The sequence below is a fragment of the Phenylobacterium soli genome (assembly GCF_003254475.1).
Classification (GTDB): domain Bacteria; phylum Pseudomonadota; class Alphaproteobacteria; order Caulobacterales; family Caulobacteraceae; genus Phenylobacterium; species Phenylobacterium soli.
In genome coordinates, this window is sequence record NZ_QFYQ01000001.1 from 2,224,714 (window position 1) to 2,251,695 (window position 26,982).

Below are 26,982 nucleotides of genomic sequence, written 5' to 3' on the forward strand. Positions count from 1 at the left end.
CTTGTCCAAAGAGAACGGGGTCTTCTCGGGGGAGCGATGACGGTTGCCAGAAAGGCAAGCGGCGGGGCGACGCCTACGCCGGCCGGCTTCGAACGGTCCTCGGGCGTCTTCGGGCGCCTGACGCGGCTGGCCGAGACCCTGCTCGCGCCCGCCAAGGCGCAGATCACCATCCTGATCGACGGTAAGCCGTGGCGCAGCCACGACCCGGAGAACACGCTCGGCGACAAGGCGACCCTGACCGAGATGGCCATCGCCGCCGGCAAGCCGGTGTGGATCGCCGACGCGCGCGAGCATCCGCGCTTCCGGGACAGCGTCTACGTCACCGGCGAGAAGGGCCTGCGGATGATCGTGGCCGCGCCGATCCGCCTGCCCGACGGCGCGGTGCCGGGGGCGCTGGTGGTCGGGGCCCGCGAGCCGCGCAAGCGCGACGCGGAGCTCGAGGCGCGGCTGATGGACATCGCCGACCTCTGCGCCGACGAATGGCTGCGGGTGCAGAGCCAGGCCGCGCAGGAGCGCTCGCAGCAGGAGAGCCGGGCGGTGCGCCAGGTGCTGGGGGCGATCATCGACTCCGCGCCGCTGTCGCTGCTGATGCTCGACGCCGAACTGCACATCATGGGGGCGAGCCGACGCTGGCTGGAGTCGCGCGACGTGACCCGGCGGGCGGCCATCGGGCGCAAGCTGACCGACATCATGCCCCAGGCGAAGGCCTGGCAACCGACCTTCGACCGCTGCCTCGCGGGCGAGGCGATCCAGTCGGATCGCGGCGAGGTGGAAGGCCCTGACGGGTCGACCCAGTGGGTGCGCACCGAACTGACGCCCTGGCGGGACGCCGACGGCGAGGTGGCCGGCATCATCGTCGCCTCGCACGACATCACCGACATGGTGGAGGCGCTGGAGGCCAGCGAGCGCTCCGAGGAGCGGCTGAAGCTGGCCCTGGAGATCTCCGAGATCCACGTCTGGGAGATGGACTACATCCGCCGCGAGCTGACCAAGGTCGGGGCGGAGGACACCTTCTTCACCGAACCGCTGAGCTACCGCGACCTGCTGCGCGACATCTGGGGCGGGGTGGATCCGCGCGACCTGCCGGCCGCCCAGGCGATGTGGGAACGGCACCTGCGCGATGGCACGCCCTACAATCCGGAGTACCGGACCATCCGCAGCGACGGAAAGGTCGTCTGGGCGGCGGGCTCGGCCCGGATGATCACCGACGAGAACGGCCGGGTGGTCCGCCTGATCGGGGCGCTGCAGAACATCACCGAGCGCAAGCAGGCCGAGCAGGCCCTGGTGCGCGCCAAGGAAGAGGCCGAGGCCGCCACCCGGGCCAAGAGCGCCTTCCTGGCGACGATGAGCCACGAGATCCGCACGCCGCTGAACGGGGTGCTCGGCATGGCCCAGGCCATGGCCCGCGACGAACTGGCCGGGCCGCAGCGCGAGCGCCTGGACGTGATCCGCCAGTCGGGCGAGGCGCTGCTGGCGATCCTCAATGACGTGCTCGACCTCTCCAAGATCGAGGCCGGCAAGCTGGAGCTGGAGGAGACGGAGTTCGACATCGGCGAACTCGCCCGCGCGGCCCAGGCGACCTTCGCAGCCACCGCCCAGGCCAAGGGCGTCAAGTTCGAGCTGAAGGTCGCGCCGTCGGCGCGGGGGCTCTACCTCGGCGACACGGTGCGGGTGCGGCAGATCCTCTACAACCTCGTCTCCAACGCCCTGAAGTTCACCGACAAGGGCAAGGTGAAGGTGGGCGTCGCACGGCGTGGGGGCTCCCTGGTGCTGAAGGTCAGCGACAGCGGCATCGGCATTGCGCCGGAGAAGCTCGCGACCCTGTTCCAGAAGTTCGAGCAGGCCGACGCCTCGACCACCCGGCGCTACGGCGGCACGGGGCTGGGCCTGGCCATCTGCCGCGAGCTCGCCGGCATGATGGGCGGCGCGATCACGGCGGAATCCAAGCTCGGCGCAGGGGCGATCTTCACCGTCGAGCTGCCGCTGAAGAAGCTGAGCGACAGCCAGCGCCCCGCGCCGGCGCCGCGCTCGGATTCAGGCGCCGCCCCCGAAGGTCGGGCGCTGCGGGTGCTGGCGGCCGAGGACAATCCGATGAACCAGCTCGTCCTCAAGACGCTGCTGGCGCAGATCGGCGTGGAGCCGGTGATCGTCGGCGACGGACGCGCCGCGGTGGCCGCCTGGGCGCGCGAGCCCTGGGACCTGATCCTGATGGACGTGCAGATGCCGGAACTCGACGGCCCCTCGGCGACGGCCGAGATCCGCGCCCGCGAGGCGGCGGAGGGCCGGCCGCGGACGCCGATCGTAGCCCTGACGGCCAACGCCATGGACCACCAGGTCAGCGAATACCGCGCCGCGGGCATGGACGATTTCGTCGCCAAGCCGATCGAGGCCGGCCGCCTGTTCGAGGCGGTGCTGGCGGCGGCCGAACAGTCCGAGGCCGCGCAAGCCGCCGCGGCGGCCTAGCAGAAGAGGCGGCCCCGCCGCCCGCGGGTGTGTGCTGGGCGCGGGCGACGGGAGCCTGAGCCGCGGAGCCGCGGCTCGCGGCGGCCTGGGGGATCAGCCGCCGAATTCGTATCCGGACACCACCACGTCCATGACCGTGTCGCGGAAGGCGAGGCGGCCGGCCTCGCCCTCGGCCGCGCCGGCGGCGACGAACAGCGGGGCGAGGTGCTCCTCGCGGGGGTGGGCCTCGCGGGCGAAGGGCGCGCCGGCCCAGCCGCGGATGGCCGCGTCGCGGCGGGCCGGCTCGGTCATGGCGCTTTCCAGCCAGGCGTCGAACGCCGCCGAGCGGTCGGTGAAGGCCGGCGAGAAGCCGCGCATGTTGTGCCAGCTCATGCCCGAGCCGACGATCAGCACGCCCTCGTCGCGCAGCGGCTTCAGCGCCCGGCCGAGCGCCAGGTGCGCCTCGGGATCGAGGTCATGGCGCAGAGACAGCTGGACGACCGGGATGTCGGCCTTGGGCGTCGCCAGCAGCAGGGGGATGAAGACGCCGTGGTCGTAGCCGCGGGCCGCATCCTCCGCCGCCGGCAGGCCGGCCGCCGCGATCAGGCCGCGGATGCGGCGGGCGAGGTCGGGCGCGCCGGGGGCCGGGAAGCTGAGCTCATAGGTGTGCGCCGGGAAGCCATAGTAATCGAAGATCATCGGCGGCCGGGCCGCCGAGCCCACGGTGAAGGCGTCCGCCTCCCAGTGGCCAGAGACGACGAGGATCGCCTTCGGCCGCTCGGACAGGCCCTCGACGAGGCCCTTCAGCCAGTCGGCCATGCGGTCCCACTGGCCGGCCGGACCGCGGCCCCACTCCATGAAGAAGCAGGGACCGGCGCCGTGCGGGATGAAGTAGGTCGGCAGCGTCATGGCGAAGGTGTCCTTCGTGGTGGCGGTCACACTTGGCGGCTCAGGCCGCGCGGGCGACCGCCGGGTCGGAGGTGTTGCGGGCGATGAAGCCCGCGAAGGCCTGGCCAAAGGTCTTGAGGAAGTCGGCCGTCGCCTCGCTGGTCAAGGCGCCGCTCTCGTCGAACAGGGCGCCGGTGTTGCCGATATAGGCTTCCGGCTGGCCGAGGATCGGCATGGCGAAGAAGCTCAGCGCCTGGCGCAGGTGGTGGTTGGCGCCAAAGCCGCCGAGCGCGCCCATGGAGGTGGAGACCACCGCGGCGGGCTTCTCGGTCCAGACCGCCTGACCCCAGGGGCGCGAGCCCACGTCGATGGCGTTCTTCAGGAAGCCGGGGAAGGAGCGGTTGTACTCGGGCGTGACGAAGAGGACGGCGTCGGCCTTGGCGACCTGGCCGCGGAAGCGGGTCCAGGCGGCGGGGGCGTCTGCAGTCTCGAGGTCGGGGTCGTAGGCCGGCAGGTCGCCGATCTCGACGAAGTCGAACTTCAGGTTGGCGGGCGCCAGGTCGGCGATGGCCTTGGCGATCTTGCGGCTGGCGGAGTCCTTGCGGAGGCTGCCCACCAGGACGGCGACGGTGCGGGTCTCGGACATCGGTCTAACTCTCCCGGAATTGCGATGAGTGGGAGATGGGTCCGGTCCCGTGCGTTGATAATCGCCCCTGAGTGCATAAGTATGCTTCCGAACAGGAAACAATCCGAATGGACCGTCTGGACGAGATGGCCGCCTTCGCGGCGGTGGCTGAGGCCCGCAGCTTCACCCAGGGCGCGCGGCGGCTGGGCGTCTCGGGCGCGCAGGTCTCCAAGCTCGTGGCGCGGCTGGAGGACCGGCTGGGCGCACGGCTGCTGAACCGCACGACACGCGACGTCTCCCTGACCGACACCGGCCGCGCCTACCTCGAGCGCGCCAAGGTCCTACTCGAGGACTTCGAGGCCCTGGAGAGCTCGGTCCGCGACGAGGACGGGCCGAAGGGCAGCCTGCGCATCTCCGCGCCGGTGGCGTTCGGGGCCATGGAGCTGGACGCCGCCCTGCTGGACTTCGCCGAGGCCTATCCGGAGATCTCGCTGGAGGTGTTCTACGCCGACCGGATGGTCAACCTCGTGGAGGAGGGCTTCGACCTCGGCGTCCGGATCGGGCGGCTGTCGGACTCCTCGCTGATCGCGCGCCGGCTGGCGCCGGTGCGGGCGGTGGCCTGCGCCTCGCCCGCCTACCTCCAGAAGCATGGCGTTCCGCAGACGCCGGCCGAGATCGCCGGACACGAGGCGATCCTCGACCTCAACACCAGCGATCCGACCCTGTGGGCGTTCGGGCAGAACGGCGAGTGCATGGAGACGCGGGTGCACGGACGCCTGCGCTTCGCCAGCGCCGAGGCCTGCCTGCAGGCGGCCGAGCGCGGGTTCGGCATCGCCCGGGCGCCCGACTTCGTCGCCGCGCCGCGGCTGCGGGAGGGGCGGCTGGTCCCGCTGCTCTGCAGCTATGAGCCGGAGCTGTCGGCGATCCACGCCGTCTATCCGCACGCGCGCCACCTGGCGGCCAAGGTGCGGGTGTTCGTGGACTTCCTGGCGCAGCGCTACGCCGGAGAGCCCGCCTGGCGCCGCGGCTGGGGCAGCCACCCGGACCAGTTGCCAGCGGCCTGAGGCTGGGCGAGGGTCGGCCGATGCCGAGCCCCAAGCCCGCCGCGAAGTCCGCTTCCACGTCCTCGGGCGACCTGAAGCTCTTCCTGCAGAAGCTGCTGATCACCGTCGCGGTGGCCGGCGCGGCGCTGATCGCCGTGCGCTGGCTGCCGGTGTTCCTGCTGGCCTTCGGCGCGGCCCTGATCGCGGTGATGCTGCGCTCCCTGGCCAATCCGATCCGCAAGCGCACGCCGCTCGATGCGGCCTGGTCGCTGGCGGTGGCGGTGTTCATCGTCCTGGCGGTGATCGGCCTCGTCGGCTGGTTCGTGGGCGCCCAGATCGCCGCCCAGTTCGACCAGCTCGAGCAGATGCTGCCCAAGGCCTGGCTGGGCGCGCAGGCGGAGCTCTCCAGCTATTCGGCCGGGCGCTGGCTGCTCGGCAAGCTGCAGGAGGCGAGCGCCGACCATTCGGTGAGCTCGAGCCTCGGCATGGTGGCCGGGCGTCTCGGCCGTGCGACGCGGATGAGCGTCGGGGTCATCGCCGACCTCGTGGTGGTGATCATCGCCGGCATCTATTTCGCCGCCCAGCCCAGCCTCTATCGCGAGGGCCTGCTGCGGCTCGTGCCCGAAGGCGGCCGGACCAAGGTGGCCGATGCGGTGGAGGAGGCGGCGGCCTCGATGCGCAAGTGGCTGGCCGGCACCGGCATCGCCATGCTGGCCATGGGGATCATCGTGGCGGCGGGGACGGCGATGCTGGGCCTGCCGGCGCCGCTGGCGCTCGGCCTGCTGGCCGGGCTGGCGGAGTTCGTGCCGATCGTCGGCGCCATTGTCTCGGCGGTCCCGGGCCTGCTGCTGGCCGGGCCGGAAGGCCCGCACGTGGTGCTCTACACCCTGGTGTTCTATGTGGCGGCGCACCAGTTCGAGGGCCACGTGCTGATCCCGCTGATCCAGCGCCACGTGGTCTCCACGCCGCCGGCCCTGACCCTGTTCTCGGTGCTGGCGTTCGGCCTGCTGTTCGGGCCCCTGGGGGTGATCCTGGCGACGCCGCTGGCGGTGGTGCTGCTGGTGCTGGTGCGCCGGCTCTATCTCAACGAGGACGTCGAGGTCGGGCGCTAGCGCTTCGCCGCCTTCCGGCGCGCCAGGAAGTCGGCCATGGCGCGGGCCGGCTCGTCGGTGCGGAAGGCCTCCTCGAAGGCGTCGACGCCGGCCTGGACGGCGCCGCTCATCGGCAGCTCTTCCCAGCGCTGCATCAGCGCCTTCTGCAGGCGCACGGCGCGGGGCTCGGGCTCGATGAGGGCGGTGACCAGGGCCTCGACGGCGAGGTCGAGTTCGTCGGCCGGATAGACCGCCTCGGCGAAGCCCCAACGGCAGGCGTCCTCGGCGGTGAAGGTCTCGCCGGTCATCAGCATCCAGCGGGCGCGGCCCCAGCCAACGAGGGTGGGCAGCAGGGCGGCCTCGACCACCGAGGGCAGGCCCAGCTTGACCTCCGGCATGCCGAGCACGGCGTGGTCGGAGACCAGGCGCAGGTCGCAGGCGGCGGCGATCTCCAGCCCCGCGCCGAGGCAGTAGCCGTTGATCCGGGCGACCACCGGGCAGGGCAGGTCGCGGACGGCCTGGCAGCAGGCGTGGACCTTCTCGATGAAGGCGCGGGCGGCGGCAGGCGAAGCGAGGGCCGCCATCTCGTCGATGTTGGCGCCGCCGACGAAAGCCTTGTCGCCGGCGCCGGTCAGCACGGCGCAGCGCAGCTCCGGGTCCTCAGCGAGCCCGGCGAAGGCGGCCACGAAGGCGTCCATCACCTCGGACGAGAGGCTGTTCAGCTTGGCGGGGTTGTCGACGGCGACGAAGGCCACGCGCCCGCGAGCGCGCTCCTCGATCCGGACCTGGACGGTGGCGGTCATGGCCTTCCGTACCGCCGGTCGGCGCAGGCGCCAAGGAACCCGATGGGGCCGATCAGGCGGCGGCGGAGCTCGGCGACTGGAGGAGCTGGTCCTGCAGCATGCCGAGGGCGGTCTCCAGGGCGCGGATGCGGACCTTGGCGCGGCCGACGTCGCCGAACAGCTCGACCCGGTGGGTGGTCGCCTTGCCGCGGGCCGCGCAGGCGAAGTGGACGAGGCCCGCGGGCTGGTCGGATCCGCCCTCGGCGAAGCCGGTGACCGAGACCGCCAGGTCGCCCTTCGAGTTGGCCAGGGCGCCCTCGGCCATGGCGATGGCGCAGGCCTTGGAGACCGCGCCCGGCCCGTCGAGGATGGCCTGGGCGACGCCGAGCATCTCGTGCTTGGCCTCGTGGGTGTAGGTCACGAAGCCTCGCTCGAAGGCATGGCTCATCCCCGGCACGTCGGTGAGCAGCGAGGCCAGGAGGCCGCCGGTGCAGCTCTCTGCGGTGACGAGGCTGAGCTTCAGCTCGCAGGCGCGGGCGAGGACCGCCTGGGCGAGGCGGTCCACTTCCGGCGGCAGGGCAGGGTCGAGCGCCTCGGCCATGGGGTCAGTGCATCTCCATGCCGTCGCCCTTCATCTGGGCCTGGAGCTGCTTCTTGCGCTGCATGAGCTGCTCGCCCAGCGCCTTCAGGTCCATGTCGGACTTCTGGCACTGCGGGAAGTACTCCTTCTCCTCTTCCTCGACATGGTGCTCGATCTGCTCCTGCAGGACCGTGACCTTGGCGTCGAACATCTCGTCCGAGGCGTCCATGCCCCGGATCTGCTCGATGAGGTCCTTGGCGGCCTGGTGCTCGACGATCGCCTCGTTGACGATCTCGTCGTCCTTCAGGAACTCGCGCGAGGCCGGATAGAAGATCTCCTCCTCGATCTGGGTGTGGATCGTCAGCTCCATGCAGATCCTGTCGGCGAGCTGGCGCTTGCGCGCCTCGCCCGAGGCCTTCTCGAACTGGCCGAACAGCTTCTCCACCTCGCGGTGGTCGGCCTTGAGGAGCTGGATGGCGTCCTTCTGGCGCGCGGACGCGGTTTTCCGGGCCGTGGACTTGCCGGACGCCGACTTGCGGCTGGAGCTCTTCGAGGTGCTGGAATGGGTGGCGGTCGCCATGGTGAGCCTCTCTCTCAGACGGGGGACGGGCCTCTCGTCCGCCTTGAACCCCCCGGCCGATGCTCGGTTCCGCCTTGATTTTCGCGCCCTGAGCGGCTCGTTAGGCCCATGACCCAGAGGGCCGACGGGCGGGCGAAGGTGACGGTGGCTGGCGCGGGCGCGCTGGGGCTGAGCGCGGCCCTGGCCCTGGCCGACGCCGGCTGCGAGGTCACTGTCTACGACCCGGCGCCGCACGCCAACGCCTCGGCCGTGGCGGCCGGGATGATCGCCCCGGTGTTCGAGGCCGTGCTCGATCCGGAAGCTGCGCCGCACTTCGACCTGCTGATGCGGGCGCGGGACCTGTGGCCGGAGCTGGCGCGGCGCAGCGGCGTCGTGCTGGACCGCTCGGGGGCCATGGCGGTGGGGGCCGAGCCGTGGCTGGAGGGCGTCGAGGCGGCGCTGATCCGGCTGGGCGTGCACGGCATCGACCTGCCGCGGCGCACGGCCGAGGAGCTGGCGCCCGGCCTCTCCGAGGTGTTCGCGGGCGGGGTGCTGGTGCGCGAGGACTGGCGGCTGGAACCCGGCGCGGCCCTGGCCGCCCTCAGGGCGGCGGCCGAGGCGGCGGGCGTCAGCTTCCGGAACAAGCGGGCGCTCGACGCCGGCGAGGCCGACTGGCTGGTGGTCGCCACCGGCGCCGATGCGGGGCTGGTCGAGGTGGCGCCGGAGCTGGCGCAGCTGACGCCGATCAAGGGCCACATCCTGCGCATGGCCGGCGCGCCCGCCGGGCGGGTCAGCGTGCGCGGCCAGGGCGTCTACGCCGCCCCGGCGGACGGCGGGCTCTCGATTGGCGCGACCATGGAGGTGGGGGTGGCCGATCCGACGCCCGACCCCTCGCAGGCCGAACTGCTGCAGGCGGCCGGCGCGCGGCTGTTCCCGGCTCTGGCGGAGGCGCGGCCGCAGGTGTTCACCGGCGTGCGGGCGGCGACGCCGGACGGCCTGCCGCTGGTCGGGTTCTCGAAGGCGAAGGGCGTGGTGCTGGCCACGGGCGCGCGGCGCAACGGCTGGCTGCTGGCGCCGCTGGCCGCCAAGCTCGTGGCGGCCTGCGTGACGGGGGCGGAGACCGGCGCCTATGCGGGCCGCTTCGACCCGCAGCGATTCTGAGGAGGGGCGGGATGAACGGCTTCTGGTTCACAGAGGAGCAGGAGGCGATCCGCGAGGGCGTGCTGCGGCTCTGCGCCCGCTTCGACGCCGACTACTGGCGGCGCGCCGACGAGACCGGCGAATTCCCGGAGGCCTTCGTCGCGGCCATGGGCGAGGCGGGCTGGCTGGGCGCGGCCATGCCGCCGGAGCTGGGCGGCGCGGGCCTGGGGCTGACCGAGGCGGCGATCGCCATGCAGGCGGTGGCCGAGAGCGGCGCGGGCTTTTCCGGCGCCAGCGCGGTGCACCTGAACATCTTCGGGCCGATGCCGCTCGCCCGCTTCGGCACCGACGAGCAGAAGCAGCGGCTGATCCCGCGGCTGATCTCGGGCGAGGACAAGATGTGCTTCGGGGTGACCGAGCCGGACGCCGGCCTCGACACCACCAGCCTCTCCACCCGGGCGGAGCGGACGAACGACGGCTATGTCCTGCGCGGCCGCAAGATGTGGACGACCATGGCCCAGCGCGCGACCAAGATGCTGATCGTCGCGCGGACCACGCCAAAGGCCGAGGTGAAGAAGGCGACCGACGGCATCAGCCTCTTCTACGTCGACTTCGACCGGGAGCGGATCCAGGCCCGGCCGATCCCGAAGATGGGCCGAAAAGCCGTTGAATCGAATGCGGTCTTCATCGACGACCTGCACGTGCCCGCCGACGCCCTGGTGGGCGAGGAGGGCAAGGGCTTCTACTACCTGCTGGAGGGGTTGAACCCCGAGCGGGTGCTGATCGCCGCCGAGGCCGTGGGGCTCGGCCGCGCGGCCCTGAAGAAGGCCGCCGGCTACGCCAAGGAGCGCGTGGTGTTCGGCCGGCCGATCGGCCAGAACCAGGGCGTCGCCCATCCCCTGGCGCGGAGCTGGGCGGAGCTGGAGGCGGCCAACCTCATGGCTTTTAAGGCCGCGGCCCTCTACGACGCCGGCTGCGAGTGCGGGGCCGAGGCCAATGCGGCGAAGTACCTGGCCGGGGAGGCGGGCTTCCGCGCCTGCGAGGCGGCGGTGATGGCCCACGGCGGCATGGGCTACGCCAAGGAGTTCGACGTCGAACGCTACTTCCGCGAGGCGATGATCCCGCGCCTGGCGCCGGTGAGCCGCGAGATGATCTTCAACTTCCTGGCCGAGAAGGTGCTGGGCCTGCCGAAGAGCTACTGACCCTTCGCCAGGGCGAAGCGGATCGGGATCTGGACCTGGGCGCCGTCGACGGGGCGGCCGTCGAGGGTCTGGGGGCTCATGCGGAAGTAGCGGGTGAGCTTGAGCGCCGCCTCGCCGAAGCCGTAGGCGTCCGGGGTCTCGGAGCGGACCCGGCAGTCGGCCACGGAGCCCTGGGCGGTCACCCGGCAGTCGAGGACGGCCTGGCCTTCCATGTTCCGGCGCAGCGCCCGGTCGGGATAGGCGCGGGCGAGCTCCTCGCCCGTCGGCCGGCGCAGCCAGGTGGGGCTGATGGCGACCGCGGGCTTGGGCGGGGCGGTCTCCGCGGGCGGCTGGGGCGTGAGCGTCTGGGCCGGATGCGCATCCTGCGGCGGCTCCGGGATCGGCCGGAGGGGGAGCGGCTCCGGCGTCGGGATGTCCAGCTGGACCGGCGGGTGGAGCGGAGGCGTCGACCTGGGCGGGATCTCGACCTTGGGCGGAGAGGCCGGCCAGTCGATGATCGGCACGTCCATGGCCCGCTCCGCCGGGGGCGGAGCGGGCGGGGGCGGCGCGAACCTCATGTAGGCCAGGTAGGCGCCTGCCGCGACGTGGACGGCGAGGGAGGCGCCGACCGCGAGGCGGAGGTGGGAGGGAGCCTTGGGCCGCGGGGCGGCCGGGAAGCCTGGAATGACAGCCTGACGCGAGACCACGGCGACCTCCATAAGCAAGGTTACATGCGTAAGATATTACGCGCGTGATCGACTGCGTCAAGTGGGCGCGCCGCCGGTCCCTGCGGTTATGGTTAGCGGCGCGTTAACCATGGCGGCCGGACTCCTGGGGCATGTCGATCCAGGGGATTCGTTCCGTCGTGGAGGCCGCCATCGAGCGGGCCTCGAAGGCGACTGGCGTCGACTTCTCCTTCCTGATGAAGACGGCCGGCCGCGAGAGCGGCATGAACCCGGGCGCCAGGGCCGGCACTTCGTCGGCGGCGGGCCTCTTCCAGTTCGTCGAACAGACCTGGCTGTCGACGCTGAAGCAGCACGGGGCGAAGTACGGCTACGCCCGCTACGCCGAGCTGATCAACAAGGGCTCCGATGGCCGCTACCACGTCTCCGGCGAGGAGGCGAAGAAGGCGGTGATGGACCTGCGGCTCGACCCGCACGCCGCCTCGCTGATGGCCGGCGAGCTGGCGTCGGACCACGCGGCCTATCTGAAGGGCCGGGTCGGACGCGCGCCGACCGCGGGCGAGCTCTACGCCGCCCACTTCCTGGGGCCGCAGGGCTCGGCCCGGCTGATCGAGGCGCGGGAGACGACGCCGGGCGCGAGCGCGGCGCACCTCTTCCCCGACGCGGCGCGGGCCAACAAGGCGATCTTCTTCACCGGCGGACGGGCGAAGTCCGTGGCCGAGGTCTACGAGAACCTGACCCAGGCGGCGGGCGGGGCGGCGATCGACCCGCGCGTCCCGGCCCCGGACGACACCGGCTTCCTGCAGTACGCCTCGGCGCGGCGGGAAGACCGGCTGCGGGCGCAGGACGCGGTCGTGGCCATGATCCTGCGCGGCAGCCAGCCGGCCGACGAACTGGGCGTCGGCACGCGGCTGACCGGCTCGCTGTTCACCTCGGAGATGCTGAAGCTGCTCTCCGACGCCAGAAGCGACAGCTAGGGCGAGAGCTAGGCGGCGGCGCCGCCAGCCATCATCGCCTCGATCTGATCGGCCGTGTAGCCAAGCTCGGCGAGCACCTCGCGGGTGTGCTGGCCAAGGCCCGGCGCGCCGGGGCGCACGGCCATGTCGTCGCCCGGGAAGCGCATGGGCGCGGCCGGCGAGGGATAGGTGCCGCCTTCGCCGTCCTCGACCTGGAGCAGGGCCCCGGCGGCGGCGACCTGCGGGTCGGCGACCACGTCGGCGGGGGTCTGGACCGGCGACCAGACCATGTCGGCGGCGTCGAGACGGCGGGCGATCTCCTCGAAGGGCAGGGCGGAGAAGGCCTTGTCGAACTCGGCCACGAGCAGCGGGCTGTTCTCGCGCCGGGCCTTGCCGGTGGCGAAGCGCTCGTCCTCGACGAGATCGGGGCGGCCGGCCACCTCGCAGAACTTCGGCCAGTCCACCGAGCCGCCGCGCGGGTTGTGCACGAACCAGCGGTCGTCGGCGCTCTTGAAGAAGGTGGCGATGGGATTCATCGGCTGGTTGCGCGGCCGGTTGGAGGCCAGGCGCCCGAACTTGAGCTGGACGGCGAGGTCGGAGCCCACGGTGTAGACGCCCGTGCCGAGCAGCGAGGTCTGGACCAGGCGGCCCTTGCCGGTGCGCTCGCGGTCGAAGAGGCCGGCCATGATCGCGCCGACGGTGGCGAGGGCGGTGATGTGGTCGCCGAACCCGGTGCGCAGCATGAACGGGTCGGCGCCCTTCGGGGCGGTCATGTTGGCGACTCCGGCCCTCGCCCAGAAGGCGGTGACGTCGAAGCCCGGCTTGTGCGCGTCGGGGCCGGAGAGGCCGTAGCCGGTGACCACGGCATAGACGAGGCGCGGGTTGGCGGCGCGCAGGGTCGCATCGTCGAGGCCGGCGCGCTTGAGGGCGGCGGGGCGCACGTTGGTGATGAAGACGTCGGCGTCGGCCGCGAGCTTGGCCAGGGCCTCGCGGCCCTCGGGCTTTGAGGTGTCGAGGACGATGCCGCGCTTGCCGCGGTTATCGAGGTCGAAGGTCGGGTTGCCCTTCAGCTCCGACTTCACGTCGGCGAAGACGGCGCGCATGGAATCGCCGCCCGGGCGCTCCACCTTGATGACGTCGGCGCCCCAGTCGCCCAGCATGCAGGCCGCGGCGGGGGCGGCGATGTAGGACGCGAATTCGACGACTTTGACGCCCCTGAGCAGCACGGCGCGCATCTCCCTCTGGTGATTTTGCGCGGCACTCTAGAGCAGGTGACGTCAGGGCGTCTAAGCCACTTCTCGATCGTTGGCGCAGGCCCGGACGGCGAGGGCGTCGGCCAGGGCGCGGGCGAGGGCCGGCATGGAGAACGGCTTGCGCAGGATCGCGCTGGCCCCGGCCGCCAGGCCGACCTCCGCCTCGTCGGGATCGCCGCCGATCAGGGCGATCATCGGGGTGCGGCCGGCGGCGCCCTCGAGTCCGCGGATGCGGCTCATCACGGCCGGGCCGTCGGAGGCGGCCGAGGCGGCGATCATCAGGACATCGAAGTCGCAGACCCGGGTGAGCTCGACGGCGCGGTGGCCGTCGGCGGCCTGGGCGACCTTGTGGCCGAGCTGCTCGAGGCCGTTGCGCAGCGAGGCGGCGGCCAGGCTGTCATCCTCGGCGATGAGGACGCGCAGGCGCGGGCGCTCGGCGGGATCGCCGATCTGGCCCTGGTCGGCCGCGGCCGGGCGCGGCGCGACGGCGTCGGCCTGCCAGGGCAGCTCGAGGGTGAAGCAGGAGCCGACGCCGGCGGCGGAATGGGCGCGCAGCTCGCCGCCCATCAGCGTGGCGAGCTGGCGGGCCAGGGTGAGGCCTAGGCCCGCGCCGGGAGAGCCCGCGCTGGTGCGGCGGATGCGCTGGAACGGCTGGAAGGCGAGCGCCAGCTCGTCCTCGCTGAGGCCGGGGCCGGTGTCGGCGACCTCGACCGCGAGCCGGCCGGCGGCGGGCAGGGTGACGCGGACCTCGACGCGGCCGCGCAGGGTGAACTTCACGGCGTTGCCGATCAGCGCGCCGAGCACCTGGCGCACGCGGGCCGGGTCGGCGATGGCCGCGCCGGCGGGGCCGGACGCCAGGTCGGCGTCCATGTGCAGGGCGATCTCCAGCCCCTTGGCCGAGGCCTGGGGGCGATGGGCGAGCACGAGGTCGCGGGCGATGGCGAGGACGTCGGTGGGCTGGGGCTCGACGGTCAGGCGACCGGCCTCGGCGGTCTCGGCGTCGAGGGTGGTATTGAGCACGGAGAGCAGCTCGTTGACCGCGTCGAGGCCGGCGGCGAGCTGTTCGCGCGAGGGCGCGGCCCGGCCGCCGCGGCCGGCGGCGGCGGCCAGCACGTGCGCGACGCCGGTGAGGCCGTTGCGGATCTCGTCGGAGAGGGTGGCCACGAGGTCGGACTTGGAGCGGGCGAGCCGGCGGGCGGCCTCGGCCTGCTCGGCGCGTTCGGCGGCCAGGCCCTCGCGCTCGGCGGCGAGTTCGTACTGGCGGCGCAGCATGCGGTTCACGAGGAAGCCGAGGGCGAAGGCCAGGGCCGTGCCGCCCCAGGCCAGGTGCGTGGCGTCGGGATTGTCCTGGCGAAGGGTCAGGAAGGCGAGGGGGCCGGCCACGGCGGCGGGGCCGACGATCAGCAGGGCCGGCAGCCAGGGCGCGGTGAAGACCAGGCACATGATCCCCGCGGCCAGGGAGATCATCAGCAGGGTCTCGCGCACCGGGCCGGCGCCGTCGGCGAAGCCGGCGAGCTGGGCGGTGGCCGTGGCCCAGAGCAGCCCGCCCATGAGCTGGACGCGGGCGCGGCGGGCGAGGTCCTGGGCGGCGGGCTCCTTCAGCCAGTTCACCACCGCGTAGAACATGCCCCAGGCGACGGCGAAGGTGACGAAGGCGGCGCTCATCCAGGCGGCGTTGGGCGCGTGGCCGCCGGCCCAGACGAAGATCGGCAGGGAGACGGCGAAGGCCATCAGGGCGTAGGGCAGGAGCCCGGCCTGGGTCTCCAGGGCCTGGGCCGTCATCTGGGCGTGAGGAGCCCGCCGGATCTCGGCCTGGCGCGCCATCGGGGAGAAGATCCGGGCGGAGATCGGGGACACGGGCAGGCCTCGCGACTGTTCGTGCGAAGCCTAGGGGTCGGCGGGTTGGCGCAGGGTTACGCGAAAGCGTTAATCCACAGCTTCGCCGGCAACCTCTCGTTAAGCATAGCCATGGAAAGTCAGACTCGTGGGACTCTGAATCGGTGGGGATTCGGAGCTGGGGACAGGGGCGTTCCAAGGTTATGGCCACGACGCGTTCGGCCTTGACGGAAGGCGACATTCGCCAGCTGCTCAAGGGCGCGACCGCCGACGAGCGCGCCGCCGCCGCCCAGAAACTCTGCCTGACGATCGAACGCACGCCGCTCACCGACGAGGAGCAGGCGCTGGCCGCCGAGATCGTGCGGATCATGGCCGCCGACGCCGCCGAGCTGGTGCGCCGGGCGCTGGCCCAGACCCTGCGCGCCTCGCCCCTGCTGCCACGCGACGTGGCGCTGAAGCTGGCCAGGGACGTGGAGAGCGTCTGCCTGCCGGTGCTGGCCCATTCGCCGGCCTTCACGGACGAGGACCTCGCCGACATCGTGCGGCTGGGCGGGCCGGTCCGGCAGCTGGCGATCGCCCGCCGGCCGCTGCTGTCGCGCACCGTCACCGACGCCCTGGCGCGGCACGGGACCGAGAAGCCGGTGGCCGCGGCCTGCGCCAACGACAAGGCCGACTTCAGCGAGGCGGCCCTGCAGCGGATCATCGAACGCTTCGAGGAGTCCGAGCGGGTGCTGCAGGCCATGGCCTATCGCCAGGTGCTGCCGATTGCGGTGACCGAGCGGCTGGTGTCGCTGGTCAGCGAAGAGGTGCGCGAACTGCTGATCGCGCGCCACCAGATCTCGCCCGAGGCGGCCATGGCGCTGGCCTTCGGCGCGGCCGAGCGGGCCACGGTGGACCTCGTGGAGCAGGCCGGGCGCACGGCCGACGTGAAGGGCTTCGTGGCCCACCTGAACACCAGCCGCAAGCTCACCGCCTCCCTGCTCCTGCGGGCGCTGGCGCACGGCCACATGACCTTCTTCGAGTGGGGCGTGGCGGAGCTGGCCGGGGTGCCGCACCATCGCACCTGGCTGATGATCCACGACGCCGGGCCGCTGGGCCTGAAGGCGATCTATGAGCGGGCGGGGCTGCCGGCGCGGCTGTTCCAGGCGTTCCGGGCGGGCGTCGACACCTACCATTCGATGGAGTTCGACGGCGGCGCGCGCGACCGCGAGCGCTTCCAGCAGAAGATGCTGCAGCGGTTCCTGACCTCCGCCCAGCCGGCGGCGCGGGACGACGTGGACTACCTCTTGGAGCGGATGGACGAGGTGACCCGTTCGCTGCGCGAGGACACCCTGGCCGAGAGCGCCTAAGCGTCGCAGGCGAGGTTTACGCTGCGGGCGCCTTGCTTAGGCGGGGCGATGAGTCCCAAGCTCGCGGTCATGAGTGAAAAGCCGCCCGCCGAGATCAAGCCCGCCGCGACCATCCTCCTGCTGCGCGATGCGCCCAGCTTCGAGGTGCTGATGGTCAAGCGCCACCACCAGATCGACTTCGCCTCCGGGGCGCTGGTGTTCCCGGGCGGCAAGAGCCACGCCGGCGACCACGACCCGAGCTGGGCCGAGCACGTGCTCGGCTGGGAGGCGTTCGACGCCGAACAGCGCGGCCTGCGCATCGCGGCGATCCGCGAGGTGTTCGAGGAGGCCGGAATCCTGCTCGCCAAGCGCCGCTCGGGCGAGGCGATCGGCGGCGAGGCCTGTCCGATGGACGTGCGCCAGGCGGTGGACGCCGGCACGACCTCGTTCCTGGAGGTGGTGCGCGACCTCGACGCCCAGCTCGACCTCTCGGCCCTGACGGTGTTCGCGCGGTGGATCACGCCGGTGGTGGTGCCGAAGCGGTTCGACACCTGGTTCTATGTGGTGCGGGCGCCGGACGACCAGCTCGCCGCCTGCGACGGTCGCGAGACGGTGGACGCGGAGTGGATCGCGCCGGGCGAGGCGCTGCGGCTGGCGGCGGCCGGCGAGCGCAAGGTGATCTTCCCGACGCGGATGAACCTGCAACTGCTGGCCGAGGCGTCCCACGCGGGCGATGCGGTGGCGCGCGCCGAGGCGCGCACCCTGGTCACGGTGGAGCCGCAGGTGCAGCGCCGGCCCGAGGGGCCGGTGCTCGTGCTGCCGCCCGACGCCGGCTACGGCGCGGTCGAGGAGCGGCTGGAATCGGCGATGTAGCGGACATGGGCTGCGATCAGCAGCCCATGTCCTTCACGCTGCGCTCGAGGGCGGTCACGAGGGCGCTGCCGACCGGATGCTCGTCGGTCTTCATGCCTTCGCGCACGGCGGCCTTGATGGCGTCGATGTGGGCGTCGACCAGGGCCATTGGCGCGGTCGGGCGCTTGTCCTTCTCGTCGATCAGGCGGCAGAGCGAGCCGGCGATGCGGGTGATGAGCTGGTAGCCGTACGTGGTGCCGAGGCCCTTGAGGTCGTGGGCGCGGAGATAGAGGTTCTCCATGCTCTCCGCCGTCTGGCCATTGGACTTCACCGCCTGGCGCGCGGCGTCGAGCTTGCTGATCTCGTCCTGCAGCCACTGGTCGAAGTTGCCCGAGAGGCTCTTGAGCGCGGCTTCCGCCTTGGCGATGGCGGCGGCGTCGATGGCGCCGAGCCGGCTGGCGCCCACTTTCAGGCGCAGGTTGGTCGGCGCCGGAATCACCTGACTTGGATTTTGTTGGCTCATTAGAAGCCCCTTTGGTGATCGTTCTGATCAGGGGCGCAGTGGTAAATCCAACCCGTTAATAAGCGGTTGGCCCCGATCGGGGCCGGCCGTCAGGCCGAGAACTGCTCGGCGAGCACCCGCTCCTCGAGGCTGCGGCCGGCGTCGAAGAGCATGGTGAGGGCGATCGCGCGGTCCTCGGCGATGTCGACCTTCAGCACGTCGCGGACCTCGAAGTTGTCGGCCACGGCGCTGACCGGACGCTTGTCGGCCTCGAGGATCTCGAAGCGCACCTTGGCAGTGTGCGGCAGGAGGGCGCCGCGCCAGCGGCGGGGCCGGAAGGCGCTGATCGGGGTGAGCGCCAGGACCCGCGCGTCGAGCGGGATGATCGGGCCGTGGGCCGAGAGGTTGTAGGCCGTCGAGCCAGCCGGCGTGGCCACCAGGGCGCCGTCACAGACGAGCTCGGCCAGCCGGACCTTGCCGTCGATGGAGATGCGCAGCTTGGCGGTCTGGCGGGTCTGGCGCAGCAGCGAGACCTCGTTGATGGCCAGCGCCTCGTGGGCCTCGCCCGAGAGCCCCTCAGCCTTCATGCGCAGGGGGTGGATGACGGCGCGCTCGGCGGCGTTGATGCGCTCCAGCAGGTCGTCCTCGGAGTATTCGTTCATCAGGAAGCCGACCGAGCCGCGGTTCATGCCGTAGATCGGCGGGCCGTCGGGGATGCGCTTGTGCAGGCTCTCCAGCATGAAGCCGTCGCCGCCGAGGGCGACGATCACCTGGGCCTTCTCCTCGGCGACGGCGCCGTAGCGGCGGGACAGACGATCGCACGCCTCCTGCGCCTCGGGCCGGTCGCTGGCGACAAAGGCGAGGCGGGTCATGACGGGCTCGGCCTTGAACATCGGTTCCGAAAAGCAGGCGCCGCGGCGGGCTTGTCAAACCGCCAGGAACGGCGGCGAGGGGCGATCGATCCGCGTCAGATCGAGAGGGCGGCCTGGCGGAAGGCCGCGCCCGCCACCTGCGGGGTGACGGGTCCGAAGGCGCCGACCGCGCGGCGGGCGCTCTCGGCGCCGCCGGCCGGGCGGCCGCCGTTCAGCTCGCGAACCATGTTGAGGATGGTCGGGAAGACGCTGCGGTCGATGCCGACCGCGGCGCAGGCCAGGGCCAGCAGCTCCGGCCGGTCGGAATCGATGGCCCGCTTGATGTGGTCCGCCTCGAAGCGGCCGAGCATGGCGAGGGTGGTGCAGAACAGCGACAGCCGGCCCTCGCGCAGGGCGCGGATCAGATAGCCGGGGCGAAGCTGGCCGGCGGAATGCAGCTTGTCGATCAGCCGCCGCTCCATGGCCTCGCGCTCGTCCTCGCGAGCGACGACCACCAGGCCCTTGCCGTCCGGACCGGCGGCATGGGCCTCGGCGACGGCGGCGGCGAGGGCTTCCCTGATCACCTCCGGGGCGAGGCGGAAGCGGTCGGCGAGGGCGTCGCGCAGCGCCTGGCCGACCCAGACGTAGAGCTGGAGGGCCAGTTCGCTGGTCAGCTTGGGATGGCGCGAGAGCGGCGCGCGCAGGGCGGCCACCTGACGGGCCTTGTCCACCAGGCGCTTCAAGTCGGATTCGGAAAGCTCTGCGGTCGGGTTGCCGGCGAGGGCGGCCAGCACCGCCGGCTCGGCCTGCTTGAGGATGGCGGCGACCACCGGGGCGGCGAGCTGCGGCCGGCGGGCGACCTCGATCTGGTGTTCGATGGTGGCCTCGGCCAGCAGCCGGATGAGGTCGTGGTCCTTGAGCAGCGGGCTGCCGGCGATGATCGGGCGGGCGATCTCGATCTCGTCGAGGGCCAGGACGTTGATGAGGGCCGGCGGCGCCCAGTCGGCGTGGGCGAGCTTGGCGGCGAGGCGCTTGCGGATCTCGCGCTCGGCCTCGACGACGAGGGACAGGAAGATGGAGTTCAGGAGGGCCTGGATCTCGGGCTGCGCCATGGCCTCGCCCGAGCCGCCGGCCTCGCACAGGTCGACGATGCCGAGCAGCAGGCGCTCACGATCGGCCGGCGCCCGGCTCTTGGCCAGGTCCAGTAGAGCATCGCTGTTGGTGGCCAGCCCCACGCCATCCCTCACAAACGCAACACGCGCTCGCGACTCTGCTCAGCGGCTATGAAAACATGCTTAAACAGGCTGGGCCGTGCGCCGGAGCGGCGCGACAGGCGTTGAAACGACGATCCTGAAGAGGGGGAGGGACCGTATGGCCGAACCGCTGCTGCTCGCGCTCGACCAGGGCACGACGAGCACCCGGGCGATCTTGTTCGACGCCAAGGGACGTGCGCTGGCCGAGGCCGGCCGGCCGCTGCAGCAGTTCTATCCGCAGGACGGCTGGGTCGAGCACGACGCCAACGAGATCTACGAGGCCTCCGTCGCGGTGCTGCGCGAGGCGGTGCAGAAGGCGGCGCGGCGCATGGAGGAGGTGGCCGCCATCGGCGTCACCAACCAGCGCGAGACGGTGGTGCTGTGGGACAGGGCGACGGGAGAGCCGGTCCACAAGGCGATCGTCTGGCAGGACCGGCGGACCGCGGGCGTCTGCGACCGGCTCCGCGCGCGGGGCATGGAAGGGCGGGTGACGGAGGTCACGGGCCTGCTGCTCGATCCCTACTTCTCGGGCACCAAGCTGGCCTGGCTGATGGACAACGTGCCCGGCGCCCGCGAGCGCGCGAAGGCCGGCGAGCTCCTGGCCGGCACCATCGACGCCTGGGTGATCTGGAAGCTGACCGGCGGGCGGGTGCACGCCACCGACGCCACCAACGCCTCGCGCACCCTGCTGTTCGACATCCGCAAGCAGGCCTGGTCGGAGGAGATGCTGGAGCTGTTCGAGGTTCCGGCCGGCGTGCTGCCGCAGGTGCGCGACTGCGCCGCGGACTTCGGCGAGACCGAGCCGGCGATCCTCGGACGGGCCGTGCCGATCCGCGGCGTGGCCGGCGACCAGCAGGCGGCGCTGATGGGCCAGGGCTGCATCCGGCCGGGCGAGATGAAGGCCACCTACGGCACCGGCTGCTTCATGCTGATCAACACCGGCGAGACCGCCGCGCCGTCGCGCTCCCGGCTCTTGACGACGGTGGCGGCGCGGGTGGCGGGCCGGACGACCTACGCCCTCGAAGGGGCGATCTTCATCGCCGGGGCGGCGATCCAGTGGCTGGGCGAGGGGCTCGGCGTCGGCGGCGGGCCGCAGGCGGCCGAGCGGCTGGCGGCCTCGGCCAGGCCCGACCACGGTGTGGTGCTGGTCCCGGCGTTCACCGGCCTCGGCGCGCCCTGGTGGGACGCCGGCGCGCGCGGCGCGATCTTTGGCCTGACGCGCGATGCGGGCCTGGCGGAGATCAGCCAGGCGGCGTTCGACGCCTGCGCCCTGCAGACCCGGGACCTGATCGAGGCCATGCGGGCCGACGCGCCGGAGGCGTTCCACGGCGCGGTCGAGCTGCGCATCGACGGCGGCATGAGCCGCTCGGCCTGGTTCTCGCAGCGCCTGGCGGACCTGACGGGCATTGGCGTCTGCCGGGCGACCTACCAGGAGACCACGGCCCTGGGCGCGGCGCTGTTCGCCGGACTCGGCGCCGGCGTCTATTCCACCCTGGAGGAGGCCGCCGCGGCGCGGCCGACCACGGAGGGCTATGCGCCGGAGATCGGCGCCGGGCGGCGGGAGGCGGCCTACGCCCGCTGGCTCGATGCGGTGGCCCGCGTCCGCACGTGAGCTTGACGCCGCCCGCCTCGGGGAGGAGTCTGAACGCCGATAACCAGAAACGAGGGAGACGGCCCATGGCGGACGGATCGATGGCGGGCGTGGTCTCGCTGAAGGGGAAGGTGAGCGCCGAGGAGTGGCAGGCGCGCGTGGACCTGGCGGCGCTGTACCGCCTGGTGGCGCTGAACGGCTGGGACGACCTGATCTACACCCACATCTCGGCCCGGATCCCGGGACCCGAGCACCACTTCCTGATCAACCCGTACGGCATGCTGTTCGACGAGATCACCGCCTCGTCGCTGGTGAAGATCGACCTCGACGGCAAGATTCTCCAGGACACGCCCTATTTCATCAATCCGGCGGGCTTCACGATCCACTCGGCCATCCACGCCGCGCGCGAGGACGCCAAGTTCGTGATGCACCTGCACTCGGACCAGGGCGTCGCGGTGGCCGCGCAGAAGGAAGGCCTGCTGCCGATCTCGCAGCACGCGCTGATCGTCCTGCCGCGGCTGGCCTACCACGATTACGAGGGCATCGCCCTGAACCTCGACGAGCGCGAGCGGCTGGTGAACGACATCGGCGACAAGTCGCTGATGCTGCTGCGCAACCACGGCACCCTGTCGGTCGGCGAGACGGCGGGCGACTGTTGGGTCGGGATGTTCTTCCTCGAGCGGGCCTGCAAGCAGCAGGTCATGGCCCTGTCGGCGGGCCGCGAGAACGTGCTGATGGCGCCGGAGGCCTCGGTCGCCGAGGTGAAGGGCCAGACCTCGCGCGGCATCGGCGGCGGGCTCGCCTGGCCGGGCTGCCTGAGGCGACTCGACCGCGAACTGCCGGGCTATGACGCGTAACGTCAGTCTCCGATTCACCGGCTGAGTTTTTGGGCGGGCGCCTCCTTCAGGGGCGCCCGCCGTGTTTTTCGGGCGCTATTTCAGGCGTGAAACCTAGAGTCATCCCGCTGTCACTGGACTGGGTATATGCGACCCCATAAGAGCGCCCCTGAATTAGGTTCACCTAGGGTCCGGACCATTGCGGACCGCGGAGCATACTGGTTTGTTTAGACGCCACTTTTTCCTGGTCTCAGCCCTCGTCCTGCTGGTCGTGATGGCCGTCGCGGGCGGCCTGAAGCTCATGACCTCGAAGAGCGGCGGCGCGGGCCAGGGGGCGCAGCAGGCGTCGGCCGGCGGCGGGCCGGGCGGATCCGGCGCGGGCCGGGCCGGCGGTCGGGGCGGCCAGTTCGGCGGCCCGACCATGGTCTCGGCGGCGACGGTCCAGCCGCGGACCTTCAGCGACGCGCTCGAGGTGCTCGGCGTGGCCAAGGGCCGGCGCTCGGTGACCCTGACGGCGGCCACCACCCAGCTCGTCCAGTCGGTGCGCTTCGCCGACGGCCAGCAGGTGCGCCAGGGGGCGGTGCTGGTGGAGCTGAAGACCACCGAGCAGGACGCCGGCCTCGCCCAGAGCCAGGCCAAGCTGGTCCAGGCCAAGCGCGAATACGACCGCTGGACGACCCTGGCGCAGAAGGGCTTCGCCTCCAAGGCGGCGGTGGACCAGTACCAGGCGGCCTACCTGTCGGCGAAGGCCGACGTCGACGCCGCCCGCGCCCGCCAGGCCGACCGCATGATCCGCGCGCCGTTCGCCGGCGTCGTCGGTCTTTCGGACATCGCCCCGGGGGCCCTGGTGAACCCCGGCGCGCCGATCGTGACCCTCGACGACCTCAGCGCCGTGCGCGTCGACTTCCAGGTGCCCGAGCAGTACCTGACCCAGATCCACGAGGGCCAGGCCATCGAGGCGGGCGTCGACGCCTATCCGGGCGAGAAGATCCACGGCCGCATCCAGCGCATCGACACCCGCGTCGACGAGCGCACGCGCTCGATCACCGCCCGGGCCGAGTTCCCCAATCCCGACCACCGGCTGAAGCCCGGCATGCTGATCCGCGTGTCGATCTCGCGCGGGGCGCGCCAGGCGCTGGCGGCGCCGGAGTCGGCGGTGTCGGTGCAGGGTGACGCCTCCTTCGTCTATGTCATCCGCCAGATGGGCCAGCGCACGGTGGCCGAGCAGCGGCCGGTGGTGACGGGCCTGCGCCAGGACGACTTCGTCGAGATCCGCGACGGCGTGCAGGCCGGCGAGAAGATCGTCGGAGACGGCCTCAACAAGGTGCAGCCGGGCCAGGCGGTGCGCGTGGCCGGTCCGCGGCCGGCCGGCATGGCCGGGCCGATGGCCCCGGCCGGCGCGGCCAAGACCTCCTGGAAGGGGCGCCCGGCGGCGGCGCAGCCCGCGGCATGATGCTCTCCGACCTTTCGGTCCGGCGGCCGGTCTTCGCGGCCGTCGCGGCCATCATCCTGTGCGTGGTGGGCTTCGCCTCGTTCATGGCGCTGCCGGTGCGCGAGCTGCCGAGCGTCGATCCGCCCGTCGTCTCGATCGAGACCAACTACCGCGGCGCCTCGGCCGAGGTGGTGGAGGAGCGCATCACCCAGGTGATCGAGCGCCAGGTGGCGGGCATCCAGGGCGTCGACCGGGTGCAGTCGGCCTCGCGCGACGGCAACTCGCGGATCAACATCTCCTTCACCCTGGACCGCAACCTCGACCAGGCCGCCAACGACGTGCGTGACGCGGTCAGCCGGGTGACCAACCAGCTGCCGCTGCAGGCCGACCCGCCGCAGATCGCCAAGGCCAACGCCGACGCCTCGCCGATCCTGTTCCTGAACTTCGTGTCGACCACGATGAACCGGATGCAGCTGTCGGATTACGCCAACCGCTACATCGTCGAGCGGCTGTCGACGGTGCCGGGCGTGGGCCAGGTGCGCCTGGGCGGACAGCAGCTCTACGCCATGCGCATCTGGCTAGACCCGGACGCCATGGCCGCCCGCGGCCTGACCGTCGGCGACGTGGAAGCGGCCCTCAACAGCCAGAACCTGGAGCTGCCGGCCGGCGCCCTGGAGGCGCCGACCAAGGACTTCACCATCCGCGTCGCGCGGTCCTATTCGACCCCCGCGGACTTCGCGCGCATGCCGATCACCCCGGCGGGCGCCCGCACCCAGACCCAGAGCGCCTCGGCGGCGGTGGGCGGGGTGGCGTCGGGCCCCGGCGCGGCCCAGGGCGCGCGGACGGCGGTGGCGACCACCTCCAACGCCAACGAGTACGTGACGCGGCTGGGCGACATCGCCCGCGTCGAGGAGGCGCCGGACGAGCGCCGCCGCCTGTTCCGCTCCAACGGCGTCGACCAGGTCGGCATCGCCGTGACCCGCCAGTCGCAGGCCAACGACCTCGAGATCGCCAAGGGCACCTACAAGGCGGTCGAGGAGATCAACAAGGCGCTGCCCAAGGGCACCAAGCTGCTGGTCGCCATCGACTTCTCGCAGTTCACCCGCCAGGCGATCCAGGAGGTCTGGATCACCATGGCCCTGTCGCTGGCGATCGTGGCGCTGGTGAACTTCGTCTTCCTCGGCACGGCCAGGGCGGCCCTGATCCCGACGATCGTGGCCCCGATCTGCATCCTGTCGACCTTCATCGTGCTGGCCCCGCTGGGCTTCTCGATCAACCTCCTGACCCTGCTCGCCCTGGTGCTGGCCATCGGCCTCGTGGTCGACGACGCCATCGTCGTGGTGGAGAACATCCAGCGGCGCATCGACGAGGGCGAGCCGCCGATCGTCGCCGCCCAGCGCGGCGCCCGGCAGGTGTTCTTCGCGGTGCTGGCGACGACCATCGTGCTGATCTCGGTGTTCGCGCCGCTGATGTTCATGCCGGGCTACATCGGCCGGCTGTTCCGCGAGCTGGCGGTGGCGGTGGCCGCGGCGGTGTTCTTCTCCGCCGTCCTGGCGCTCAGCCTGTCGCCGATGCTGTCCTCGCGCCTGCTGCGGCCGGCGGCCGGCGAAGGCTGGCTGGCGCGCAACGTCGACAAGGGGATGCACAGGCTGCGCAACTCCTACCACGCCTCGCTGGACGCCCTACTCGGCAAGCGCTCGGCGACGATCGCCGCCGGCGCGCTGGTGGTGGTGCTGGGCCTGGCCGCCTTCGGCCTCTTCAAGGTGCTGCCGCGCGAGCTGGTGCCGAATGAGGACCGCGGCCGGGTGGACGTGGCGATCCTGGCGCCGGAAGGCTCGGGCTACGACTACACGCTCGCCATCACCAAGAAGGTCGAGGCGCGGCTCCTGCAGTTGCAGCACGACGGGGTGATCGAGCGCTACACCGCCTCGGTGCCGGGCTTCGGCGGGGTGTCATTCAACAACGGCACGGCCAACGCCGTGCTTCCGGACAAGAACCGGCGGATCGACAGCCAGCAGCTGGCGGCCCAGCTCAACCGCGAATTCTCCTCGATCACGGGGGCGCGGGTGATCGCCTCGGTGCGGCCGAGCCTGCAGCGCGGCGGGCCGGGCGGGGGGGCCGGCGGCTCCAATGTCGACCTGATCATCACCGGCAACGAATATTCCGAGATCAACGGCAAGGTGCAGCCGCTGCTGGCGGCGGCCCAGACCAACCCCGGCATGGCCCGGCCGAGGCTCGACTACGAGCCGACGAGCCCGCGCCTGCTGGTCGACATCGACCGCGAGAAGGCGGCCGCCATGGGCGTCTCGCCCCAGGCCGTCGGCAGCGCCCTGCAGGCGCTGTTCGGCTCGGAAAAGGTGACGACCTATGTGAAGTCCGGCCAGGAGTACGACGTCATCCTGCAGACCGACCGGCCGATGCGCATGGACGAGGCCGACCTGGCCCGCGTGCAGGTGCGCACCAATTCGGGCCTGCTGGTCCCGCTCACCTCCCTGACCAAGACCAAGGTCAGCGGCGACACGCCGAGCCGCAACCGGGTGGACCGCGAGCGGGCGATCACCCTCTCCGTGCAGCTCAACCCCGGCTACTCCATGGGCCAGGCGGTGAAGTTCTTCGACGACCAGATCAAGGCGATGGGCGGCGGGGTGAACTACAAGTGGGGCGGCGGGGCGCGCGACTACCTCGAGGCCGGCAGCTCGGTTGGCCTGGCGTTCGGCATGGCGCTGCTGCTCGTCTTCCTGGTGCTGGCGGCGCAGTTCGAGAGCTGGATCCACCCGGCGGTGATCATGCTGACCGTGCCGATCGCGGCGCTGGGCGGGCTGTTCGGCCTGCTGATCGCCGGCTCGACCATGAACACCTACAGCCAGATCGGCCTCATCATCCTGGTGGGCATCGCGGCCAAGAACGGCATCCTGATCGTCGAGTTCGCCAACCAGTTGCGCGACCAGGGGCTGTCGATCCGCGAGGCGGTGATCGAGAGCGCCTCGCTGCGCCTGCGGCCGATCATCATGACCTCGATCTCGGCGGCGGCGGGGGCGATCCCGCTGATCGTCTGGGGCGGGGCCGGCGGCGAGAGCCGCAAGACCATCGGGGTGACCATCTTCTTCGGGGCGATCTTCGCGACCCTGGTGACGTTGTTCGTGGTGCCGGTGTTCTACAACCTGCTGGCCCGCTACACGAAGTCGCCGCAGCACACCGCCCGACGCATCGAAGCCTTCGAGGAGGCCGAGGCCGCCCGCGTCGCCAACGCCGCGGAATAGGCCCATAAAAAAGCCCTC

The 26,982-nt window shown here is 71.9% G+C and carries 23 protein-coding genes; 12 read left to right on the forward strand and 11 right to left on the reverse strand.

From position 1 onward, the window contains the following. Positions 1-36: 36 nt before the first annotated feature. Positions 37-2,463, forward strand: a complete 2,427-nt coding sequence (locus DJ017_RS11025) for an ATP-binding protein (protein WP_111528769.1) — start codon at positions 37-39, stop codon at positions 2,461-2,463. Positions 2,464-2,556: 93 nt separating this feature from the next. Here DJ017_RS11025 and DJ017_RS11030 read toward each other — a convergent pair whose 3' ends face one another. Together DJ017_RS11030 and DJ017_RS11035 are read right to left on the reverse strand one after the other, a co-directional pair. Beyond that, a complete protein-coding gene (locus tag DJ017_RS11030; RefSeq protein ID WP_227000112.1) occupies positions 2,557-3,381 on the reverse strand; it encodes a DODA-type extradiol aromatic ring-opening family dioxygenase in 825 nt (274 codons plus the stop codon). A gap of 10 nt (positions 3,382-3,391) precedes the next feature. Further along, positions 3,392-3,976, reverse strand: coding sequence for an NADPH-dependent FMN reductase (locus DJ017_RS11035; RefSeq protein WP_111528770.1), 585 nt, complete (start codon positions 3,974-3,976; stop codon positions 3,392-3,394). 107 nt (positions 3,977-4,083) lie between these two features. Here DJ017_RS11035 and DJ017_RS11040 point away from each other — a divergent pair, with 107 nt between their 5' ends. Together DJ017_RS11040 and DJ017_RS11045 are read left to right on the forward strand one after the other, a co-directional pair. Continuing rightward, the gene (locus DJ017_RS11040; protein ID WP_111528771.1) at positions 4,084-5,019 is read left to right on the forward strand and encodes a LysR family transcriptional regulator; all 936 of its coding nucleotides are present in this window, start codon (positions 4,084-4,086) and stop codon (positions 5,017-5,019) included. Positions 5,020-5,039: 20 nt separating this feature from the next. After that, positions 5,040-6,110: an AI-2E family transporter gene (locus tag DJ017_RS11045; RefSeq protein WP_111528772.1), complete on the forward strand. Its 1,071-nt coding sequence runs from the start codon at positions 5,040-5,042 to the stop codon at positions 6,108-6,110. Here the strand turns inward: DJ017_RS11045 and DJ017_RS11050 are convergent. From DJ017_RS11050 to DJ017_RS11060, 3 genes are read right to left on the reverse strand one after another with little or no spacing between them, the layout of a single operon-like run. Continuing rightward, entirely contained in the window at positions 6,107-6,892 is a 786-nt protein-coding gene (locus tag DJ017_RS11050) for an enoyl-CoA hydratase (RefSeq protein WP_111528773.1), read from the reverse strand. The two genes, DJ017_RS11045 and DJ017_RS11050, sit on opposite strands and share 4 nt — an antisense overlap. 52 nt (positions 6,893-6,944) lie before the next feature. Further along, entirely contained in the window at positions 6,945-7,472 is a 528-nt protein-coding gene (locus tag DJ017_RS11055; RefSeq protein ID WP_111528774.1) for a CinA family protein, read from the reverse strand. Between the two features lie 4 nt (positions 7,473-7,476). Continuing rightward, on the reverse strand, positions 7,477-8,031 hold the full coding sequence (locus tag DJ017_RS11060; RefSeq protein WP_111528775.1) for a hemerythrin domain-containing protein: 555 nt from the start codon (positions 8,029-8,031) through the stop codon (positions 7,477-7,479). Between the two features lie 108 nt (positions 8,032-8,139). Between DJ017_RS11060 and DJ017_RS11065 the strand changes: the two genes are divergently transcribed. Together DJ017_RS11065 and DJ017_RS11070 are read left to right on the forward strand one after the other, a co-directional pair. After that, entirely contained in the window at positions 8,140-9,171 is a 1,032-nt protein-coding gene (locus DJ017_RS11065) for an NAD(P)/FAD-dependent oxidoreductase (protein ID WP_111528776.1), read from the forward strand. 11 nt (positions 9,172-9,182) lie between these two features. After that, complete coding sequence (locus DJ017_RS11070; RefSeq protein WP_111528777.1) at positions 9,183-10,352, forward strand: acyl-CoA dehydrogenase family protein; 1,170 nt, start codon at positions 9,183-9,185, stop codon at positions 10,350-10,352. On the opposite strand, the gene DJ017_RS11075 is transcribed toward DJ017_RS11070, so the two are convergent. Next, a complete protein-coding gene (locus DJ017_RS11075; RefSeq protein WP_227000113.1) occupies positions 10,346-11,038 on the reverse strand; it encodes an energy transducer TonB in 693 nt (230 codons plus the stop codon). The genes DJ017_RS11070 and DJ017_RS11075 overlap by 7 nt on opposite strands. Before the next feature lie 131 nt (positions 11,039-11,169). On the opposite strand from DJ017_RS11075, the gene DJ017_RS11080 reads away from it, so the two are divergent. Further along, positions 11,170-11,991, forward strand: coding sequence for a transglycosylase SLT domain-containing protein (locus DJ017_RS11080; protein WP_111528779.1), 822 nt, complete (start codon positions 11,170-11,172; stop codon positions 11,989-11,991). Positions 11,992-11,999: 8 nt separating this feature from the next. On the opposite strand, the gene DJ017_RS11085 is transcribed toward DJ017_RS11080, so the two are convergent. Then, complete coding sequence (locus tag DJ017_RS11085) at positions 12,000-13,196, reverse strand: CaiB/BaiF CoA transferase family protein (protein WP_111530058.1); 1,197 nt, start codon at positions 13,194-13,196, stop codon at positions 12,000-12,002. A gap of 60 nt (positions 13,197-13,256) precedes the next feature. Further along, complete coding sequence (locus DJ017_RS11090; protein ID WP_319417946.1) at positions 13,257-15,080, reverse strand: ATP-binding response regulator; 1,824 nt, start codon at positions 15,078-15,080, stop codon at positions 13,257-13,259. A gap of 182 nt (positions 15,081-15,262) precedes the next feature. Between DJ017_RS11090 and DJ017_RS11095 the strand changes: the two genes are divergently transcribed. Together DJ017_RS11095 and DJ017_RS11100 are read left to right on the forward strand one after the other, a co-directional pair. Then, positions 15,263-16,408 (forward strand): DUF2336 domain-containing protein, encoded by a 1,146-nt coding sequence (locus tag DJ017_RS11095; RefSeq protein WP_111528780.1) that lies wholly within the window; start codon positions 15,263-15,265, stop codon positions 16,406-16,408. 69 nt (positions 16,409-16,477) lie between these two features. Beyond that, on the forward strand, positions 16,478-17,260 hold the full coding sequence (locus tag DJ017_RS11100; RefSeq protein WP_111530060.1) for an NUDIX hydrolase: 783 nt from the start codon (positions 16,478-16,480) through the stop codon (positions 17,258-17,260). A 16-nt stretch (positions 17,261-17,276) separates the two neighbouring features. On the opposite strand, the gene DJ017_RS11105 is transcribed toward DJ017_RS11100, so the two are convergent. The 3 genes from DJ017_RS11105 to DJ017_RS11115 form a co-directional block, all read right to left on the reverse strand. After that, entirely contained in the window at positions 17,277-17,762 is a 486-nt protein-coding gene (locus DJ017_RS11105; protein ID WP_111528781.1) for an Hpt domain-containing protein, read from the reverse strand. Between the two features lie 89 nt (positions 17,763-17,851). Beyond that, a complete protein-coding gene (locus DJ017_RS11110) occupies positions 17,852-18,634 on the reverse strand; it encodes an NAD kinase (protein WP_111528782.1) in 783 nt (260 codons plus the stop codon). Positions 18,635-18,708: 74 nt separating this feature from the next. Then, positions 18,709-19,797 carry a DUF2336 domain-containing protein gene (locus tag DJ017_RS11115; RefSeq protein WP_111530061.1) on the reverse strand — a complete coding sequence of 363 codons (1,089 nt, stop codon included), beginning with the start codon at positions 19,795-19,797 and terminating at the stop codon, positions 18,709-18,711. A 166-nt stretch (positions 19,798-19,963) separates the two neighbouring features. Between DJ017_RS11115 and glpK the strand changes: the two genes are divergently transcribed. The 4 genes from glpK to DJ017_RS11135 all read left to right on the forward strand — a co-directional run bounded on the left by glpK (position 19,964) and on the right by DJ017_RS11135 (position 26,964). Beyond that, positions 19,964-21,457 carry a glycerol kinase GlpK gene (gene glpK / locus DJ017_RS11120; protein ID WP_111528783.1) on the forward strand — a complete coding sequence of 498 codons (1,494 nt, stop codon included), beginning with the start codon at positions 19,964-19,966 and terminating at the stop codon, positions 21,455-21,457. A 65-nt stretch (positions 21,458-21,522) separates the two neighbouring features. Next, positions 21,523-22,293, forward strand: coding sequence for a class II aldolase/adducin family protein (locus DJ017_RS11125; protein WP_111528784.1), 771 nt, complete (start codon positions 21,523-21,525; stop codon positions 22,291-22,293). A gap of 253 nt (positions 22,294-22,546) precedes the next feature. Beyond that, a complete protein-coding gene (locus tag DJ017_RS11130) occupies positions 22,547-23,725 on the forward strand; it encodes an efflux RND transporter periplasmic adaptor subunit (RefSeq protein ID WP_227000115.1) in 1,179 nt (392 codons plus the stop codon). Further along, a complete protein-coding gene (locus tag DJ017_RS11135; RefSeq protein WP_111530063.1) occupies positions 23,725-26,964 on the forward strand; it encodes an efflux RND transporter permease subunit in 3,240 nt (1,079 codons plus the stop codon). Before DJ017_RS11130 ends, DJ017_RS11135 begins: the two co-directional genes overlap by 1 nt. The last annotated feature ends 18 nt before the right edge of the window (positions 26,965-26,982 follow it).

Coding starts and splice junctions, on each gene's coding strand:
- DJ017_RS11035 (WP_111528770.1), bottom strand. CDS start 3,976: ATGTCCGAGACCCGCACCGTCGCCGTCCTGGTGGGCAGCCTCCGCAAG.
- DJ017_RS11130 (WP_227000115.1), top strand. CDS start 22,547: ATGGCCGTCGCGGGCGGCCTGAAGCTCATGACCTCGAAGAGCGGCGGC.
- DJ017_RS11105 (WP_111528781.1), bottom strand. CDS start 17,762: ATGAGCCAACAAAATCCAAGTCAGGTGATTCCGGCGCCGACCAACCTG.
- glpK (WP_111528783.1), top strand. CDS start 19,964: ATGGCCGAACCGCTGCTGCTCGCGCTCGACCAGGGCACGACGAGCACC.
- DJ017_RS11095 (WP_111528780.1), top strand. CDS start 15,263: ATGGCCACGACGCGTTCGGCCTTGACGGAAGGCGACATTCGCCAGCTG.
- DJ017_RS11125 (WP_111528784.1), top strand. CDS start 21,523: ATGGCGGACGGATCGATGGCGGGCGTGGTCTCGCTGAAGGGGAAGGTG.
- DJ017_RS11060 (WP_111528775.1), bottom strand. CDS start 8,031: ATGGCGACCGCCACCCATTCCAGCACCTCGAAGAGCTCCAGCCGCAAG.
- DJ017_RS11100 (WP_111530060.1), top strand. CDS start 16,478: ATGAGTGAAAAGCCGCCCGCCGAGATCAAGCCCGCCGCGACCATCCTC.
- DJ017_RS11080 (WP_111528779.1), top strand. CDS start 11,170: ATGTCGATCCAGGGGATTCGTTCCGTCGTGGAGGCCGCCATCGAGCGG.
- DJ017_RS11135 (WP_111530063.1), top strand. CDS start 23,725: ATGCTCTCCGACCTTTCGGTCCGGCGGCCGGTCTTCGCGGCCGTCGCG.
- DJ017_RS11050 (WP_111528773.1), bottom strand. CDS start 6,892: ATGACCGCCACCGTCCAGGTCCGGATCGAGGAGCGCGCTCGCGGGCGC.
- DJ017_RS11025 (WP_111528769.1), top strand. CDS start 37: ATGACGGTTGCCAGAAAGGCAAGCGGCGGGGCGACGCCTACGCCGGCC.
- DJ017_RS11110 (WP_111528782.1), bottom strand. CDS start 18,634: ATGTTCAAGGCCGAGCCCGTCATGACCCGCCTCGCCTTTGTCGCCAGC.
- DJ017_RS11040 (WP_111528771.1), top strand. CDS start 4,084: ATGGACCGTCTGGACGAGATGGCCGCCTTCGCGGCGGTGGCTGAGGCC.
- DJ017_RS11055 (WP_111528774.1), bottom strand. CDS start 7,472: ATGGCCGAGGCGCTCGACCCTGCCCTGCCGCCGGAAGTGGACCGCCTC.
- DJ017_RS11045 (WP_111528772.1), top strand. CDS start 5,040: ATGCCGAGCCCCAAGCCCGCCGCGAAGTCCGCTTCCACGTCCTCGGGC.
- DJ017_RS11065 (WP_111528776.1), top strand. CDS start 8,140: ATGACCCAGAGGGCCGACGGGCGGGCGAAGGTGACGGTGGCTGGCGCG.
- DJ017_RS11070 (WP_111528777.1), top strand. CDS start 9,183: ATGAACGGCTTCTGGTTCACAGAGGAGCAGGAGGCGATCCGCGAGGGC.